The organism is Nocardioides sp. CER19, from assembly GCF_029846275.1.
In the GTDB taxonomy this organism is placed as follows: Bacteria; Actinomycetota; Actinomycetes; order Propionibacteriales; family Nocardioidaceae; genus Nocardioides.
This window is the reverse complement of record NZ_JARVWS010000003.1, coordinates 140003-157101: the sequence shown is the minus strand read 5'-3', so window position 1 is coordinate 157101 and position 17099 is coordinate 140003. Positions and strand designations below refer to the sequence as shown.

Annotated in this window: 19 protein-coding genes; 7 read left to right on the top strand and 12 right to left on the bottom strand. The window is 72.4% G+C overall.

All coding sequences use genetic code 11. The features are described 5' to 3' along the window. Positions 1-6 precede the first annotated feature (6 nt). The 3 genes from QDS12_RS16280 to QDS12_RS16270 form a co-directional block, all read right to left on the bottom strand. On the bottom strand, positions 7-816 hold the full coding sequence (locus QDS12_RS16280) for an ABC transporter permease (protein WP_279880786.1): 810 nt from the start codon (positions 814-816) through the stop codon (positions 7-9). Next, on the bottom strand, positions 813-1568 hold the full coding sequence (locus tag QDS12_RS16275) for an ABC transporter ATP-binding protein (protein WP_279880783.1): 756 nt from the start codon (positions 1566-1568) through the stop codon (positions 813-815). Before QDS12_RS16275 ends, QDS12_RS16280 begins: the two co-directional genes overlap by 4 nt. Before the next feature lie 115 nt (positions 1569-1683). Next, positions 1684-2400, bottom strand: coding sequence for a DUF4232 domain-containing protein (locus tag QDS12_RS16270; RefSeq protein ID WP_279880781.1), 717 nt, complete (start codon positions 2398-2400; stop codon positions 1684-1686). Between the two features lie 63 nt (positions 2401-2463). On the opposite strand from QDS12_RS16270, the gene QDS12_RS16265 reads away from it, so the two are divergent. Both QDS12_RS16265 and QDS12_RS16260 read left to right on the top strand, forming a co-directional pair. Beyond that, positions 2464-3021, top strand: coding sequence for a DUF488 domain-containing protein (locus QDS12_RS16265; protein ID WP_279880779.1), 558 nt, complete (start codon positions 2464-2466; stop codon positions 3019-3021). Between the two features lie 84 nt (positions 3022-3105). Next, positions 3106-3609, top strand: coding sequence for a hypothetical protein (locus tag QDS12_RS16260; protein ID WP_279880776.1), 504 nt, complete (start codon positions 3106-3108; stop codon positions 3607-3609). A gap of 9 nt (positions 3610-3618) precedes the next feature. On the opposite strand, the gene QDS12_RS16255 is transcribed toward QDS12_RS16260, so the two are convergent. Together QDS12_RS16255 and def are read right to left on the bottom strand one after the other, a co-directional pair. After that, positions 3619-4422: an RNA methyltransferase gene (locus tag QDS12_RS16255; RefSeq protein ID WP_279880773.1), complete on the bottom strand. Its 804-nt coding sequence runs from the start codon at positions 4420-4422 to the stop codon at positions 3619-3621. Positions 4423-4441: 19 nt separating this feature from the next. After that, positions 4442-5047, bottom strand: coding sequence for a peptide deformylase (def, locus tag QDS12_RS16250; RefSeq protein ID WP_279880771.1), 606 nt, complete (start codon positions 5045-5047; stop codon positions 4442-4444). Between the two features lie 88 nt (positions 5048-5135). Here def and QDS12_RS16245 point away from each other — a divergent pair, with 88 nt between their 5' ends. Genes QDS12_RS16245 through QDS12_RS16235 form a run of 3 tightly spaced genes read left to right on the top strand, consistent with a single transcriptional unit; the run spans position 5136 to position 8274 of the window. After that, on the top strand, positions 5136-6509 hold the full coding sequence (locus QDS12_RS16245) for an acyl-CoA dehydrogenase family protein (protein ID WP_279880769.1): 1374 nt from the start codon (positions 5136-5138) through the stop codon (positions 6507-6509). Continuing rightward, positions 6509-7720, top strand: a complete 1212-nt coding sequence (locus QDS12_RS16240) for an acyl-CoA dehydrogenase family protein (protein ID WP_279880766.1) — start codon at positions 6509-6511, stop codon at positions 7718-7720. The genes QDS12_RS16245 and QDS12_RS16240 overlap by 1 nt, the downstream gene beginning before the upstream one ends. 17 nt (positions 7721-7737) lie before the next feature. Beyond that, positions 7738-8274 (top strand): nucleosidase, encoded by a 537-nt coding sequence (locus tag QDS12_RS16235; protein ID WP_279880764.1) that lies wholly within the window; start codon positions 7738-7740, stop codon positions 8272-8274. A 145-nt stretch (positions 8275-8419) separates the two neighbouring features. Here the strand turns inward: QDS12_RS16235 and QDS12_RS16230 are convergent, their stop codons facing one another. From QDS12_RS16230 to QDS12_RS16210, 5 genes are all read right to left on the bottom strand, one after another. Then, positions 8420-9070 (bottom strand): hypothetical protein, encoded by a 651-nt coding sequence (locus QDS12_RS16230; RefSeq protein ID WP_279880761.1) that lies wholly within the window; start codon positions 9068-9070, stop codon positions 8420-8422. A gap of 74 nt (positions 9071-9144) precedes the next feature. Next, on the bottom strand, positions 9145-10314 hold the full coding sequence (galK, locus tag QDS12_RS16225) for a galactokinase (protein ID WP_279880759.1): 1170 nt from the start codon (positions 10312-10314) through the stop codon (positions 9145-9147). A 19-nt stretch (positions 10315-10333) separates the two neighbouring features. Next, entirely contained in the window at positions 10334-10909 is a 576-nt protein-coding gene (locus QDS12_RS16220) for a LysR family substrate-binding domain-containing protein (protein ID WP_279880757.1), read from the bottom strand. 16 nt (positions 10910-10925) lie between these two features. Further along, positions 10926-11639 carry an FAD-binding oxidoreductase gene (locus QDS12_RS16215; protein ID WP_279880755.1) on the bottom strand — a complete coding sequence of 238 codons (714 nt, stop codon included), beginning with the start codon at positions 11637-11639 and terminating at the stop codon, positions 10926-10928. Further along, the gene (locus QDS12_RS16210; RefSeq protein ID WP_279880752.1) at positions 11636-12247 is read right to left on the bottom strand and encodes a sulfite oxidase-like oxidoreductase; all 612 of its coding nucleotides are present in this window, start codon (positions 12245-12247) and stop codon (positions 11636-11638) included. The genes QDS12_RS16215 and QDS12_RS16210 overlap by 4 nt, the downstream gene beginning before the upstream one ends. A gap of 239 nt (positions 12248-12486) precedes the next feature. On the opposite strand from QDS12_RS16210, the gene QDS12_RS16205 reads away from it, so the two are divergent. After that, complete coding sequence (locus tag QDS12_RS16205) at positions 12487-13413, top strand: hypothetical protein (RefSeq protein WP_279880749.1); 927 nt, start codon at positions 12487-12489, stop codon at positions 13411-13413. A 7-nt stretch (positions 13414-13420) separates the two neighbouring features. Here QDS12_RS16205 and QDS12_RS16200 read toward each other — a convergent pair whose 3' ends face one another. Together QDS12_RS16200 and QDS12_RS16195 are read right to left on the bottom strand one after the other, a co-directional pair. After that, entirely contained in the window at positions 13421-13966 is a 546-nt protein-coding gene (locus QDS12_RS16200) for an HAD family acid phosphatase (RefSeq protein ID WP_279880747.1), read from the bottom strand. Between the two features lie 40 nt (positions 13967-14006). Next, positions 14007-14513 (bottom strand): flavin reductase family protein, encoded by a 507-nt coding sequence (locus QDS12_RS16195; RefSeq protein WP_279880745.1) that lies wholly within the window; start codon positions 14511-14513, stop codon positions 14007-14009. Between the two features lie 163 nt (positions 14514-14676). Here QDS12_RS16195 and bglX point away from each other — a divergent pair, with 163 nt between their 5' ends. Next, positions 14677-16989 (top strand): beta-glucosidase BglX, encoded by a 2313-nt coding sequence (gene bglX / locus QDS12_RS16190; protein ID WP_279880743.1) that lies wholly within the window; start codon positions 14677-14679, stop codon positions 16987-16989. The last annotated feature ends 110 nt before the right edge of the window (positions 16990-17099 follow it).

Sequence of the window (17099 nt, the reverse complement as noted above, 5' to 3'; positions counted from 1 at the left end):
CCAGGCTCACTGCCACTTGAACAGCTTGACGGCCAGTGGCGTGAGCACGACCGTCCACGCGACCATGGCGACGATCTGGACCCACGGGAAGGTGTCGCCGCCGAACCAGCCGTACGACATGAGCTGGGAGGCCGCCCCCACCGGCGTGACACGCGCGACCTCGTAGAGCCAGGTGCCGGGCTCGCTGACGGTGAAGATGCCGGCGGTGAGGAGGAGCGGGAAGATGATGACGTTGCCGATGGCCGTACCGGTCGAGGCCCGGGCCACGCGGGCGGAGATCAAGGAGCCGAGCGCCATCATCGCGGCCATGCCGAGCACGAACCCGAGCACCACCATGGCGACGTTGTCCGGTCGGACGATCTTGAACAGGGCCGACGTGACGACCACGGCGATCAGCGCCCCGGCCAGTGCCATCGCGACGTTGATCATGAAGTGCGCCGCGAACATCGACTGCGGGCGCATGGGGGTGGCCGAGAACCGCTTCAGGATGCCCTTCTCGCGGAAGCCGCCGAAGGTGGCGGGCATGACGAGGAGTGCGGTGATCGCGATCGGCACGGCGAGCATCGCCGGCAGGATGACGTTGATGACCGCGACGCCGTAGAACGGCGTGCCGGCCCAGGTGTCGCCGGTGGCCAGCTCGCGCAGCTCCGGCGCGATCGCCGCCTGGCCGAGGAGCAGCACGGTCGGGAACAGCAGCACCCAGAACAGCTCGCTGCCTCGCAACCAGACCTTCCCCTCCGCCAGGACGAGGCGCCCGAAGCCGCGCGTGCGCAGCGCGGAGATGCCGGCCCGCTGCGAGCGGATCGCGGTGCTCATCGTCGCGCACCCTTCTTGGTGGTCGAGGCCGTCCCGGGCCTGGGCGTGAGGGCGACGAAGACGTCCTCGAGGCTCCGCGCGTCGTCGACGGAGTCGATCAGGTCCTGCGGAGATCCTTCGGCGATGATGCGGCCGTGGTCGATGATGATCACCCGGTCGCACAGTCGCTCGGCCTCTTCCATGAAGTGGGTGACCAGCAGCACGGTGGCGCCGGCCTCGCGCTCTCGTCGGACCACGTCCCACGTCGTACGACGTGCCTGCGGGTCGAGGCCCGTGGACAGCTCGTCGAGGATGGCGATCTGCGGGTTCCCGACCAGCGCCAGCGCGATGGACAGGCGCTGCTTCTGACCGCCGGAGAGGCTCTTGTACCGGGCGTCGCGCTTGTCCCTCAGGTCGAGCACGCTGAGGAGATCCTCGACGTCGGCCGGTGCCTCGTAGAAGCTCGCGAAGAGCGTGAGCGCCTCACGCACGGTGATCTTGTCGTGGAGGCCCGCCTCCTGGAACTGGACGCCGACGTGCTCCCGGATGAGCTCCGGTTGCGCTTGCGGGTCGATGCCGAGGAGGCGGATCTCGCCCCCGTCGGCTCTGCGCAGGCCGGCGACGCACTCGACGGCGGTCGACTTGCCGGAGCCGTTGGGGCCGAGGATGCCGAAGATCTCGCCGGCCGCCACGGAGAAGGAGACGTCATCGACCGCCACCTTCCGGCCGTAGGCCTTCGTGAGGTGGTGCACCTCCAGGATCGGGTTCGACATGGGTCTCCTTGCGCCGTTGCACGTCGATGGGTCGGAAGGCTGCACACACGGAAGAGACCACTCCACGGTACGCCACCGCGGAGCGCGGGCGCCCCTGATCCAACCCGGAGCGGGATCAGGGCCGGTGCTCGAACGGCCCCAGCCGGAGGGTGGTGAGCATGCCGACGTCGAGTGCGTCGTCCTCCCCGGCAGGCAAGCCGGTGATGCGGGCCGGCACCCGGACCGGGACCTGGCCCGACGCGAGCTGGACCACGAGGAGCGAGGCCCGCTCGGCGTCGTGACCGGCCAGCTCGCCGGTCCACTCCACCAGCGCCTGGGCCTGGTCGCCGGGCGCCAGCACCACGGGCTCGCTGACGCCCGAGGTCGACGTACCCCTCTCGACGGTGAGGGTGAAGCGGTGCCCCCGCTCGCCCCGCGCACCGACGCCCGGCACCCCCGCCACGACGCAGGTGCGTGAGGACGCGTTCGTCACGACCAGGGAGGTGTAGCGGTGCCCGAGTGCCGCGTCGAAGCCGGACAGCACGGCCCCGACGTCGGCGGTCCTGCAGCTCTTCGGACCGTCCGGGGTCGAGGCGCGAGTGCGCAGGAGCTTCGTCAGCGCCGCGTCGGACAGCGCGGCGGCCGGCGCCGGCGGCGGGCCGTCGGGAGTCTGGTCCCACCCCGACGAGAGCTCCGACTCGCTCGGTGGGCCGGCGCTGAGCGGCGGCCGATCCGGAGCGGGCGTCGCTGTCCTCCCGGGCGCTGCCGAGGTGTCGGACCCACAGGCGGTCAGCGTGAAGATCGCCCCGAGCGCAGCGGCCGCCACGGCGTAGGTCGGTCCCCGATCGAGCACGCGCGCGACTCTAGGGCGCCGGCGCCGATGGCGCGGAACCCGGGTGGATGGGCACCGAGGGGCATGACTCGGGCCGAAGCGAGACGACTGCTCACCGTCGGGCACGGAACCGCGACGCCGGCGCAGCTGCTGGCGCTGCTCACCGACCTCGGCGTCGAGCTGGTCGTCGACGTACGCCGCTTCCCTGGGAGCCGGCGCGACCCGTCGATGGCTCGGGACGCGATGAGCGCGTGGATGCCGGCGGGAGGGGTGCAGTACGACTGGGAACCCCGGCTCGGGGGCCGCCGGCGACTGCGGTCGGGACAGGACGATGCCGTCGACGACTGGTGGCGCGTGCCTGCCTTCCGCGCGTACGCAGCCCACATGCGTACCGAGGAGTTCAGGCTGGGGCTGGCCGCGCTGCTGGCACGGGCCGGCGGTGCCGCCACCGCGGTCATGTGCAGCGAGACCCTGTGGTGGCGGTGTCATCGCCGTCTGATCAGCGACGCGGTGGTCCTGCTGCACGGGTGGCCGGTGTGGCACATCGGCCACGACGCCGGGCTGACCGCCCACGTCCCGCCTTCGAGCGCGAAGGTGGTCGCCGGAGACCTCTACTACGGCGTCGGCGAGATCGTCGATTGACCGACCGACGAGGCCGATGACGGGATACTGCGAAGGCGCGAGGCGGGGTACCCGGGCTGACGGCTCGAGTGTGGAGGGGGTCACATGCAGAACGGCTACCCGGCTGATGCCGCTGAAGCGGCACAGCGAGCCCAGGAACGCGCGGGCTGGTCGGACCGGATGCTGGTGGCCCAGTGCCTCGTGCACCTGTGGACCCACGAGTCGACGCTCTACGACCAGGAGTGCTTCGCCGCGGTGGCCGCCGGCCTCCGTGGCCTGCCGAGCGACGCCTCGGACTCCGAGCGGGTCGCGGTCGTGACCGAGCGCCTCGAGATGTGTTTCGGATACTTCGGATCCGAGTGGCTCGACGGGGCCCTGGTCCGCCAGCCGTCGTTGACCGCCGAGGAGGCGGAGCGCGTCATCGCCGGATTCCCGGTCGCGCGGCCGGGCGGCCGGGTCACCGACCCGCGGACCGGCCGGCGGGCGCGTGGCGCCATGACGCCCGAGGAGCGCCGCGCGCGCCGGCGCCGAGCGGTGCTGATCGTCGCGGCCACGTGGGCGGTCATGGTCGCGATCGCGGTCGTCGTCGTCCTGCTGACCGCGGTGTGAGGCCGCCGGTCAGCGCCGAGCGGTCACGTAGCAGGCCACGGCGGTCGCGGCGGCGACGTTGAGTGAGTCCACGCCGGCGGACATCGGGATGATCGCGCGCCGCGACGCCGCCTGTTCCCAGTGGGTGGAGAGCCCGTGCCCCTCGGAGCCGAGGACCAGCGCCACCTTGTCGAGGCCGGCGACGGCCGACTCGATGTCGACCGAGTCGGGCGCAAGCGTCAGCGCGACGGTGGTGAAGCCGAGCGACTCGAGCGTGGGGAGGGCGTCGTACCAGTCGGGCAGCCGCGTCCACGGCACCGAGAAGACGGTTCCCATCGCGACCTTGATCGAGCGGCGGTAGAGCGGGTCGGCGCAGCGCGGCGCGAGCAGCACGGCGTCGAAGCCCAGCCCCGCCGCACAGCGGAAGATCGCGCCCACGTTGGTGTGGTCGACGATGTCCTCGAGCACCAGGACCGACCGTGCAGCCATGAGCACGGACTCCAGCGACGGCAGCGGGCGTCGGGCCAGCGAGGCCAGCGCGCCGCGGTGCACGTGGAAGCCGGTCACCTGCTCGGCGAGCGCCTCCGAGACGACGTAGCAGGGCGCGTCGGACGCCTCGAGTACGTCGGCCAGGCCGGCGAGCCACCGCGGCGCCATGAGGAACGACCGCGGCGTGAAGCCGGCCTCGACAGCCCGGCGTACGACCTTGGCGCCCTCGGCCAGGAAGAGGCCCTCGGCCGCCTCGATCGACTTGCGGAGCTCGACGTCGCGCAGGTCGCGGTAGTCGGCGAGCCGCGGGTCGTCGGGGGAGTCGACGTCGACGAGCTCTGCCATCAGGTAGCCATGACTGACATCAGGCGGACTCGGAGGCCGGCCATGAGGGCGGGAAGTCGGCGGCCAGCTTCTCGTGCTCCTTGCGCAGCTTCTTGCGGTTGCGGTCGGAGATCCGGTCACCGAAGACGGTGCCCTGGGTGTGGTCGGTCTCGTGCTGCAGGCAGCGCGCGAGGAGCCCGTCGCCCTCGAACATCACCGGCTCGCCGGTGAGCCCGACGCCGTCGACGCGGGCATGGTCGGGGCGCGCGCAGGACACGAACGCGCCCGGGTAGGACAGGCAGCCCTCGAGGTCGTCGTCGAGGACGCGGTCGCGGCCCTCGGGGAGCGTCACCACGGGATTGCAGACGACGCCGGCCCACCGCTCGCCCGACTCGTCGGGGCAGTCGAAGACGAACATGGCGACGTCCTCGCCGATCTGGCACGCGGCGAGGCCGACCCCGTCGGCGGCGTACATCGTGGCGACCATGTCGGCCGCGAGCCGGCGGAGCGTGTCGTCGAAGACCGTGACCTGCTGCTGCGGCCGGTGCATGACGTCGGTGCCCCAGCGGGTCATCGGGCGGACGGTGCCGCCCTCGGGAAGCGGGCCGTACGGCGTGTGCTCGGGTGCGTTCTCCGGGTCAGGCATGGCCGGCAGCCTACCGGCGCGGACTCGTGTGACCTGCCGCACCCCGGTGACTGTAGACCGGTGTGTAACTCGTAGTTACAGTAGCCGCATGTCCCTCCTGAACAATCTCAAGGGCGGTGGCCGCCACGGCGTGCCGTCCGCAGAGAGCCGCGACCCCATCGGGTACCTCGTGGCAGGTCTCAACCGGCTCGCCCAGAGCGACCTGCTCGACCGGGTGGGGCTGCGCAAGCAGGCAGAGCAGGCGGTCTTCACGACCACGAGCAGCGGCTTCAAGGTGGTCGCCGCCGCCGGGCGCCGGTTCAAGAGGGCCGGCACCAGCGGCAAGCCCGGCGCACGCGTGCCGGGCGCGAGCGGCGACGGCCTCTTCGACCTGACGCCGACCGAGGAAGAGCAGATGCTCGTCGACGTCGTCACCGACTTCGCGACCGAGCTGCTCCGCCCGGCCGCGGCCGCGGCCGACGACGCCTGCAGCACGCCGGAGGAGGTCCTGTCGTCGTCGCTGGAGATCGGGCTGCCCATCCTGGGCGTGCCGGAGTCGCTCGGCGGCATCGCGGAGACGCGTTCGGCCGTCGCCGGCACCCTGGTCGCCGAGGCGCTCGCCCACGGGGACCTGGGGCTGGCCGTCTCGGTGCTGGCGCCGGGCGCGGTCGCCACGGCACTCGCCCTGTGGGGCAGCGACGAGCAGCAGCAGACCTACCTGCCGGCGTTCACCGAGCCGTCCGAGAAGGGCGTGCCGGCGGCGTCGCTCGCGCTCGCCGAGCCGGCGGTGCTGTTCGACGTCCTGGCGCCGAGGACCACCGCCGTGCGGCGGGCGAGCGGCTACGTGCTCAACGGCACCAAGGCGCTCGTCGCCCGCGGCTCCGACGCCGAGCTCTTCGTCGTCGGAGCGCAGCTCGACGGGCGGCCGGTGCTGTTCCTCGTCGAGTCCAGCACGCCGGGCCTGGCCGTCGAGGGCGACCCCGCGATGGGCGTCCGTGCCGCCGGGCTGACCACACTGACGCTCACCGACGTCGAGCTCGCCGAAGGGTCCGTGCTCGGCGAGACCGACGGGTCGACGTACGCCGAGTGCGTGCGCTTCTCGCGGCTCGCCTGGTGCGCACTGGCGCTGGGCACGGCGCAGGCGGTGCTCGACTACGTGACGCCCTACGTCAAGGAGCGGCAGGCGTTCGGCGAGCCGATCGCGCACCGCCAGGCGGTGGCGTTCATGGTCGCCGACATCGCGATCGAGCTGCAGGCGATGCGGCTGGTGACCTACAAGGCGGCCTCGCTCGTCGCCCGCGGCAAGGACGCGACACGGGAGATCGCGCTGGCCCGCAAGCTGTGCGCCGACAAGGGCATGAAGATCGGCCTCGACGGCGTCCAGCTGCTCGGCGGCCACGGCTTCGTCAAGGAACACCCCGTCGAGCGCTGGTACCGCGACCTGCGCGCGATCGGGATCATGGAAGGTGCGGTGCTCGTCTGATGCCGATCAATCTCGACGATCCGAAGCGGTTCCGACCGCTGCGCGAGCAGGTCCACCAGGTCGCGATGAACATGCTGCGGCCGATCTCGCGCAAGTACGACCGCGCCGAGCACGAGTACCCCAAGGAGCTCGACATGCTCGCGGCCATGGCCGACGGGCTGGAGCAGTCGGGGACGTCGGAGGGCGCCGGCGCGGCCGGCGTACGGCGGACCGACGACGGCTCCACCGGCAACCGCAACGGCTCCAACCTCGCCTCGGTGATGACCGTGGCCGAGATGTGCTGGGGCGATGTCGGGCTGCTGCTCTCGATGCCGCGCCAGGGCCTCGGCAACTCGGCCATCGCGAGCGTCGCCGACGACGAGCAGCAGGAGCGGTTCAAGGGCACGTGGGCCTCGATGGCGATCACGGAGCCGGCGTTCGGCTCCGACTCGGCGCAGGTGTCGACGACGGCGGTGAAGGACGGCGACCACTACGTCCTCAACGGCGAGAAGATCTTCGTCACCTCCGGTGAGCGCTCGGACGCGGTCGTCGTGTGGGCGACGCTCGACAAGTCGCTCGGCCGGGCGGCGATCAAGTCCTTCGTGGTCCCGAAGGGCACGCCGGGCCTGAAGGTGGAGCGGCTGGAGCAGAAGCTCGGCATCCGCGCCTCCGACACCGCGGTCATCACGTTCACCGACTGCCGCGTGCCCGCCGAGAACCTGCTCGGCAGCCCCGAGGTCGACACCAAGCAGGGCTTCGCGGGCGCGATGGCGACGTTCGACAACACCCGCCCGATCGTGGCCTCGATGGCGATCGGCTGCGCCCGCGCCGCCCTCGACCTGACCCGCGACCTGCTGGAGAAGGCAGGGGTCGTCGTCGACTACGACCGCCCGGCGGTCACCCAGTCGGCCGCCGCCGCGAAGCTCCTCCAGCTCGAGTCGGACTGGGAGGGTGCCTACCTGCTCATGCTCCAGGCGGCGTGGATGGCCGACAACCAGAAGCCCAACTCCCTCGAGGCTTCCATGGCCAAGGCCAAGGCGGGCCGGGTCGGCTCCGACGTCACGCTCTCCTGCGTGGAGCTGTGCTCGACGGTCGGCTACGAGGAGCACGAGCTGCTCGAGAAGTGGGCGCGCGACTCCAAGATCCTCGACATCTTCGAGGGCACCCAGCAGATCCAGCAGCTGATCGTCGCGCGCCGGGTGCTGGGCATCACGTCGGCCGAGCTGAGGTAGCCCTTAGGGTCGCCGGCATGACACTCCTCGTCGTGTCGGCGACCCCGCAGGAGGCGGCGTACGTCCCCGGCGGAGCCGCGGTGCTCGTCACCGGCATCGGGAAGGTGCCGGCCGCCGCGGCGGTCGCGCGTGCGCTGGCCTCCGACGGCGGCATCGACCAGGTGGTCAACATCGGGTCCGCCGGAGCGCTCCACGACCACCTCGAGGGACTGCACGAGATCGGCAGCGTGCTCAACCACGACCTCTCCGCCGGCCTGCTGCGCCAGCTCGGCGTCGACCCGCAGGAGTGGCTCGACCTGCCCGCCGACGGGCTCCGCCTCGCGACCGGCGACCTGTTCGTGACCGACCCGGTCGTGCGCGCGGGCCTCGCCGCGGTCGCCGACCTCGTCGACATGGAGGGGTACGCCGTCGCGTGGGCCGCGCAGCAGGCGGGCGTGCCCGTCCGGCTGGTCAAGCACGTCTCCGACCGAGCCGACGAGGCGTCGATGGACTGGCCGCAGCTGGTCGACGTCAGTGCCCGGGCGCTCGGGGCGTGGCTCGCCGACCACCTGTGACGGGGCGCCCCGGCGCTCTGACTGTTCGTCGAGGTATGCAGACGAATGCGCACCTCCCCGGCGGAGTTCCGCACGGGAAGTGACGACTCGGCTGCATACCTCGACGAACAGTCACGCCCCCGGGCAGCCACCCGGACGCGCAGCCTCAGTCCTTCCGCTGGTCGCTCGCCTTGCGGAGCGTGTCGGTCTCCTTCTTGATCCGCTTCGTCGTGGACGGGTCCATGAGCGGCTCCGTCCCTGGCTGCTGCAGGTCGGACTCGCCCGTGGCGGGGTTGAACCCCGGTCCCGCGCCCGTGGTCCCGACCGGCGTGGTCACCTCGATGTCCTCGTCCGTCGGCTGTACGGCGGGCGAGGGGATCTCCTCGTCGTCGCCGGCCGCCGTCACGCTCGACGGCTCCGTGACCACCTGCTCGCGCTGAGGCGCCGACTCGGCGGGAGTCTCCGGGGTCTCGACCGATGCCGCAGCGGGGACGTCGGCAGGGACGTCGGCGGGAACGTCGGCGGGGGCCTCAGCCGCGGCACCGCCTCCGGCGTCGCTCGCTGCATCGGCCACCGGATCGCCCTGCCTCTTGGCGGTCATCCGCTGCGCGGCGGGCGCCGGCTCGGCGACCGCCTCGTCCATGTTCACGACGACCGGGTGCTGCTCCGGCCGCAGGCCGCTGACGACCGTCCCGAGCAGGCCGCGACCCATCGCGGCAGCATCGGCGACGGTACGGCGCGGGTGGCGAACCACCTGCAGCGAGACGTGGGTGACGGCGCGCACCGCGCCGAGGGGTGTCTTGACCGGATGGACCATGTGAATCATTCCTCCACTCGGGGATCGCTCCAGTACCCGCTCGGTCCACCCCCACGCGTGGCCCGAAGGCGCGATCAGGGCAGGATCACGGCACCGCCGGACGGGTCGGCGAGCAGGTGCGCGGGCGCCTTCAGGCCGGCGTCCGCGAAGGCGTCGTCGAGGGCGGCGACCACCCGGTCGACCTGCGTCGACGGCACGATCGCGACGATGGAGCCGCCGAACCCGCCGCCGGTCATCCGGGCGGCGTCGGCGCCCGACGCGACGGCGGTCGCCACGGCGAGGTCGAGCTCCGGCGTCGAGATCTCGAAGTCGTCGCGCATCGAGGCGTGGGAGGCGGCGAACAGCTCGCCGAGCCGGGACCAGTCGGCCGAGGCGAGTGCCTCGACGGCGAGCGGCACCCGCGCCGTCTCCGTGACGACGTGCCGGGCCCGGCGCGCGACCCGTTCGTCGGTGAGCCGGGTGACGTCGTCGAGCGTCGCGTCACGAAGGGTCGCGACGCCCAGCGCGCGAGCCGCCTCCTCGCAGTCCTGCCGGCGCGTGCCGTAGCCGCCGTCGGTCAGCTCGTGCGAGACCCGGGTGTCCGTGACCAGCACCCGGCGGTCGTCGAGTGCGAGCTGCACCGTCTGGTGGGCGTGGGCGGTGAAGTCGATGAGGAGCGCGGTACCGGCCTCGGCGAACACCGAGATCGTCTGGTCCATCCCGCCCGTCGGCGCGCCGGCGACCTCGGTCTCGGCCTTGATGCAGGCGTCGACGACCGCGCGCCGGGTCGCGAGGTCGGGCTCCACGCCGAGCAGGCCGAGGACGGCGAACGCGACCGAGCACTCGATCGACGCGGAGCTGGACAGGCCCGCGCCGAGCGGGACGGTGCCGTGGACGTGGAGGTCGAGGCCCGGGACGTCGAACCCGGCCTCGCGCAGCGCCCACAGCACCCCGCCGGCGTACGACGCCCAGCCGGTCACCCGCCCGGGCGCGAGGTCGTCGACGGTGCCGCTCCAGGTGTCGCCCGCCTGTGCGCTGGAGAGCCGGACCCGGTCGTCGTCGCGCCGTACGGCCGCCGCGGCGGTGGCGTGGGGGAGTGCGACGGGGAGGACGAGACCCCCGTTGTAGTCGGTGTGCTCGCCGATGAGGTTCACCCGCCCGGGCGCCCAGCCGACCACGGTGGCGGTGGCCCCGAGGCGGTCCAGCAGGCCGCGCTCGGCGCGTGCGGACAGCTCGGCGGGGGTGGCGGGACTCGGCAGGCTCATGCCGGACAGCGTAGGGAGGTCACCGACGCGAGGAGTTGGCGGTCCGACCGCGGACGATGCCGACGAAGGTCTGGGTGCGCTCGTCGTCGCGATCGACCGCCCATGCCAGCCCGACGGTGGTCGGCTCGACGTCACGCACGGGCAGGTGCACGACGTCCTTGCGGTGGAACAACCGGGCGACCGACATCGGCACGATCGCGATCCCGGTGCCGGCGGCGACCGTCTCCACGGCGTCCTTCTCGCTCATCGGCGGCCAGGCCAGCTGCTCGACCCGAGGCGTCCAGCCGGAGCGATGTGGCAGCACGAGCTGCTCCTCGGCGAGCTCGTCGAGGGTGACCTCGTCCGCGAGCGAGAGGTAGTGCTCGCGCCCAAGGACGACGACCGGCACCTCCTCGTAGAGCTTGATCAGGTGGAGCCCGTCACGATCGACCGGCAGTCGCACGATCGCCATGTCGACCTCGCCGCCCCGCAGGGCCGGCTCCTGCTCCGCCTCGGTGAGCGGGACGACCTCGAGCCGCTCCTTCGAGCGCTCGCGCCAGGTCCGGGCCCACTTGTCGGGCGTCGCCCCTGTCACGAAGCCCAGCCGGAAGGTCACGTCCCCGATCCTAGGGTCAGCCCGTGGCGCCGAACTGCTCGACCCTGATGGCGTCGGCGCGCACGCCCGCCTCGCCGAGCAGCCGCGTCGCGTACGACGCGAAGCCGACGGAGCCGCAGACGTAGGCACGCTCGGCGCCGGCGACGAGCGGCTCGAGCTCGTCGAGGTACGGCGGCGCCGCGACCCGTCCGTCGAGGTTCTCGCGGGTGAGGGCGACGAACGCGCCGGCCGCGCGGAGCTCCTCGGAGTAGGGGAGGGACGCCAGGCTGCGCCCGACGGCGCACACCCGGATCAGGCGCTCGGCGCCGATCCTGCGTGCGTGTCGCAGCATCGAGACGAACGGCACCACGCCGGTCCCACCGCCGAAGCAGACGACGGGTACGTCGCCGCTCCAGGTGAACCAGCCGCCGATCGGCCCCCGCAGCTCGAACACGTCACCCGGGCGGGCCTCGTCGTGCAGGAAGCCGGAGACCTCGCCGCCGGGCAGGCACTCCACCATCAGCTCGAGCAGCGGGTCGCCCGGGTCGGAGGCGACCGAGTAGGACCGCGACGCCGTGTAGCCGTCCTCGGCACGGAGCCGCAGCACGTAATGCTGGCCGGGCAGGTGGTCGACCCGGTCGGGCACGTCGAGCCGCAGCCGCACCAGCCGGTCGTTGCGGTCCATCTCGACGAGGGTGCCGGTCGTCCATCCACCGGCCGGGGCGCGCGTGTCGACGAGCTCGCCGGTCACGGGTCGCCCTGGTAGCGCTGCTCGAGCCACGGGTCGCCGCGGTCGTGGTAGCCGTTCTGCTCCCAGAAGCCCGGCCGGTCGCGATCCATCAGCTCGAGCCGGGTGACCCACTTGGCCGACTTCCAGAAGTAGAGGTGCGGCACCAGCAGCCGGACGGGGCCGCCGTGCTCCACGGGCAGCGGGCGGCCGTCGTACTCCCAGACGAGCCAGGCCTTGCCGCCCCGCACGTCCTCGAGCGGGAGGTTCGTCGTGTAGCCGGTGGTGGAGTGCGCCATGACGAACGCCGCCTCGGGCCGCGGCCGCGCGATGTCGAGCAGCGTGTCGACACTGACCCCGCCGAACGTCACGTCGAGCTTGGACCACGTCGTGACGCAGTGGATGTCGCCGAAGTACGTCGACCCGGGGAGTGCGTGGACGTCGCGCCACGACCACGTGTGGGGGTTCTCGACGAGCCCGTCGACGGTCATCGTCCACTCGTCGGGCACGAGGTGCGGGGTGACCTCGGCGGTCAGCGTCGGCCAGTCGGCGCCGGTGTCGTACTGGCCCGGCGGCAGCCGGTCGGGGCGCCCACGACGGGGACGGCCCGAGAATCCGCGGGTGATCGGCACGGGCTCACGGTATCGGTCCGGGGCCATACCCAGAATGGGTGATCGACCAGCGGTCGACGTAACCGCTCACGAGCGGCCCCGTTAAGACACCAGAGCGGCGGACTGGACGATGGGGCGCCCGGGCCGCCGCTCGCGGATCGGGTCGGTCAGCGATGCGCCAACGCTGGCGCCGCGGCCGGCCCGGTCCGACGCCCGTGAAACCGGCTCAACCCGGCCCGCGGCCTGCCGATCAGGGACGCGTGCCCGACCGTCCGCCCCCGGAGCCCCTGCGTGCCCACGCCTGGGTGGTCCCCGCGCTGTCCGAGTCCGCGGAGCCGGCGGAGGACGAGGCGGCCCTCGACGCGACCGTCGAGGTGACGGTCGACGGCGCGGATGCCGTTCCCGAGATCGTCGAGGCCTTCGACCCGATCGACACCCACGGTGAGTTCGCCCAGCGCGTCCGGGAGCGCGTCCGTGTCGCGCGTTACGTCCACAGCCTGAAGCGGGTCGTCCACTCGCCGAGCGAGCTGGCGCGCGGCCGGGAGATCGAGCAGTCCGCCGCGGTGTGGGTGCCGATCCTGACCTTCGCGGTCACCGCCGTGTGCGCCGTGATCGTGGTGCTCATCGCGACCACGATCGCCGGCCGTCCCGACCACGGGTTGATGTCCGACGCGCTCGTCGCGGCCGCGACGGTCGGGTTCCTCGTCGCCGGGTTCTCGACGCTCGACCGGTCCCAGGACTACTTCGACGCACGCCGCCCGGGTGGGCGGCTCATCCGCACCGACCTCGCCGACGCCTACGAGACCGTCCGGGACGGCGCGGCGGTGCTCGTCGAGCTGGGCGTGCCGCCTGCGGCGCTGTCCCGCGTGGCGGACCTGCTGCCCCAGGCGGAGCGGCTCGTGGACTTCCTCGTGCAGTACGAGGCGGGTGGCGGCGTGGTCCGCCGCCACCCGGCCTACGACCAGCTCATCCTCATGGGCGCCGAGGTGACCGTGCTCACCGACATGGCCGAGGAGCGCCTCGGCCGGCGCTCGTCCCGCCGCCGCGACCGGCAGGTCGACTCCCAGCGCGTCGAGAACGCTGTGGACGAGGAGACCCTGACGCCGTTCGACACACTGGCGGACCTGGTCGCGATGCTCGGTCCGGACCTGCCGGGGCAGCGGTTCCCGACGCCGTACGGGCGCTGACCGGGGCTCAGCTGAGCTGGCCGCCGTAGCTCGGCAGCTTGAAGCCACGCTCGAAGCTCCCGCCGATGAGGTCGGTGCGGCTGTTGCCGACGTTCGCGGTGATCGTCCATCCCCGCCGCGAGATCAGGGTGCGGCAGCGCTGCTTGCTGTGGACGAGGCGCTCTCCGTGCTGGCGGCCGCACATGCCGGTGATGGGGTAGCCCGCTCGTCGCAGGACGGGGCGGACGCCGGGCAGCGTGTCCTGGTAGCGGCCGGTCACGAAGAAGACCCCGTAGCCGAGGCTGCGGGCGTGCTGGGCGAACCGGAGGGTGCGGCGGACCGGGCGGGGCCAGGCGTAGTGGGTGGCGATCGAGGTGTTGTCGATGTCGAGGACGATCGCCAGCCGCGCGTGCGGCTGCTGCACGCGCCGGGCGATGAAGGCGTCCGACCCCCGCATGGCCTGGCGTACGTCGGCCCGCCACACCGCCTTGCTCGGCAGCGCCGCGGCCTCGGCCGGCTGCGCGGCCAGCACCAGGACGATCATGGTCACCAGGGCGAGGAGTGCTCGTGCCATGGCCTCGAGGCTAACGGGTGCACGGGCTTTCCCCGCCAGGTCAGGCCGGGTGTCCGGCCTCGATGTCGGCCGCGTCCTCGAACGTCAGCAGGTCGCCGCCCGGTCCCGCCGCGAGGGCGATCGGCGCGAGCAGGTGACCGATGTGGTCGCCCAGCGGCACCCGCTCCAGGATCCGGCCGACGACGTACCGCGGGCACTCGTCGAGCAACGGCACCCCGCCCGGCCCGTCGTGCCAGCCAACGTCGGCGAACTTGTCCACCTCGTCGCCCGTCTCGCCGCCGAACAGGGCCGCGAGGGGGTGGTCGCGACCGTCGAGCACGTGCACGGCGAGCAGGTCGGCCGTCAGTGCGACGGCCGTCGTCCGGTTGGTCTCGGAGAGGCACACGAGCAGGCGCGGCGGGTCGATGCTGGCCTGCGTCGTGAAGCCGACGAGACATCCCGCCCGCTCCCGGCCGTCGGTGGTGGTGACGACGAAGACGGGGTAGTCCAGACCCTCGAGGAAGGCGTCGAACGCCTCGGTGTCGAGGGATGTCGGTGAGGTGGCCACCCGCCGATCGTGACACGCCGGTCCAGAGACGGCGGTTTCATCCAGGCTCCCGCGGGGCACGTCTTCGGTGGCCTGCGCGGGTGCGGGCGCAAGCGGGGTCCCCGCGTCAGGGACGACCGGCAGGGTGCCGGCCGGGTGCGAGGGCGCCCGCGGAGGTAACCCGATGAAGCGAATGGCGAGCACCGTCGCCGTTGCGGCGCTGGTGCTGGGAGGGACCGCCTACGGCAGCAGCGCGCTGACGCACGGGCGGTCCGACGACGAGGCGGCCCTCGCGGCCGCACGGAAGGCGCCGAGCCGGGGCATCGAGGCCCGGGTCAACGCCCTGCTGGCGCGGATGACGACCCAGGAGAAGCTGCAGCAGGTGCAGCTGCTCTCCGACGGCCAGATCACCGACGCCGACGCGAAGGCGGGCGTCGGCGGGGTATTCAGCCTCACCGACCCGGCGAAGATCGACCACTACCAGCACATCGCGGTCGAGCAGTCACGACTGCACATCCCCATCCTGTTCGCCTACGACACGATCCACGGCTACCGGACCGTCTTCCCGGTCCCGCTGGGCGCGGCGAGCTCCTTCGACCCGTCGGTCGCGAGCACCGACGCCTCGATCGGCGCCCGTGAGTCCGCGACGGTCGGCATCAAGCAGGTCTACAGCCCGATGGTGGACGTCTCGCACGAGCCGCGCTGGGGCCGCATCGTCGAGGGCAACGGCGAGGACCCGTACCTCGGCTCGGTGATGGCGGCCGCCCGCGTCACCGGCGCCCAGGGGCCGCGCTACAGCGCGCCCGACAAGGTGGTGACCAGCGTCAAGCACTTCGTCGCCTACGGCCAGCCCGAGGGCGGCCGCGACTACAACACCACCGACATGTCCGAGCAGCGGCTGCGCAACCTCTACCTGCCGCCGTTCAAGGCGGCGGTCGACGCCGGCGCCGACACGGTGATGTGCTCGTTCAACGCCATCAACGGCGTGCCCGGGTGCGCCAACAAGCACACGGAGACCGACATCCTCAAGCACGAGTGGGGCTTCGACGGGTTCATCGAGAGCGACTACACGGCCGTCGCCGAGACCCGCGCCTGCCCGCCGGTGAAGCCGGACTCGGGCCCGTGCGGCCACGGCACGGCCGCGGACGGTCCGGAGGCCGGAGCCAACGCGCTGATGGCCGGCACGGACTCGGAGATGGTGAGCACCAACATCCGCGACTACGGCGCGCAGCTGCTGGCGAGCGGCCGCATCAGCAGGTCGCGGCTCGACGACGCCGTACGCCGGATCCTGCGGGTGAAGTTCCGCGCCGGCCTCTTCGAGCACCCCTACGTCGACCAGACCCGCGCGACCGACCCGGCGAGCTTCGTCACCGCCTCGGACCGGGCGGCTGCCCGCAGGGCGGCCGGCAGGTCGATGGTGCTGCTGAGGAACCAGGGCGGCACGCTCCCGTTCAGTGCCGCGAAGAAGACGGCTGTCATCGGCCCGCTGGGCGACGACCAGCACGACATGCTCGGTCCGTGGTGGGGCCAGGGACGTGACGCGGACGCCGTGTCGCTCTACACCGGCCTGAAGGCCCAGAACCCCGACACGACGTTCACCCAGGGCTGCACGCGCAAGAACGTCGACCCGCCGGACGCCCAGGACGACGACGCTTGCAGCAGCGCCGACCTCGCCGCGGTGACCGCGGCTGCCCGGTCGGCCGACCAGGTCGTGCTGGCGCTGGGGGAGACGCGGGAGATGAGCGGCGAGGCCAACTCCCGCTCCGACATCTCCCTGCCGGGCGACGAGCAGAAGATCATCGACGCCGTGAAGGCGACGGGGAAGCCCTTCGCCGTGGTCCTCTTCAACGGCCGGCCGCTGACCCTCGAACCGGTCGTGGCGTCCTCGCCGGCCATCCTCGAGGCGTGGTTCCCGGGCATCGAGGCTGGCAATGCGGCCGCCGACGTCCTGTTCGGCAAGGTCGACCCGGGCGGCAAGCTCCCGGTGTCGTTCCCGCAGCGGGTCGGGCAGATCCCGATCTACTACAACCACGAGCCGACCGGTCGCCCGTGCGACGTCACGCAGAAGTACGTCTCGCGCTACCGCGACCTGCGCACGTGCGACCCGTTGTTCCCGTTCGGCTTCGGGCTCAGCTACACGACGTTCGAGGTCTCGAACCTGACCCTGAGCCGCACGTCGGTGAGCCCGCACGGTCGCCTGACCGCATCGATGAAGGTCACCAACACCGGCAGCCGGGCCGGTGACGACGTCGTGCAGCTCTACCTGCACGACCCGGTGGCCAGCATCTCCCAGCCGGTCCGTCGGCTGCGGGGCTTCGAGCGGGTCACGCTGGCGCCTGGGGCGTCGCGGACCGTGACCTTCACGGTCGACCGCAGCGACTTCGGCTTCTACGACAACAACGGCAGGTACGTCGTCGAGCCGGGGCAGATCGACCTCTACGCCGGTGACTCGTCGACGGCGACCCTGACGAAGTCGTTCACGGTCACCGGACACTGACCGGCCGGCCCGCCACGCTCGAGCGCCTCGGCCACCCCTGGGTGGTCGAGGCACTCGAGCCTGACCGACCCACCCTGAGAATTGGCCAATACCCGCCTCGGATGTGTTGT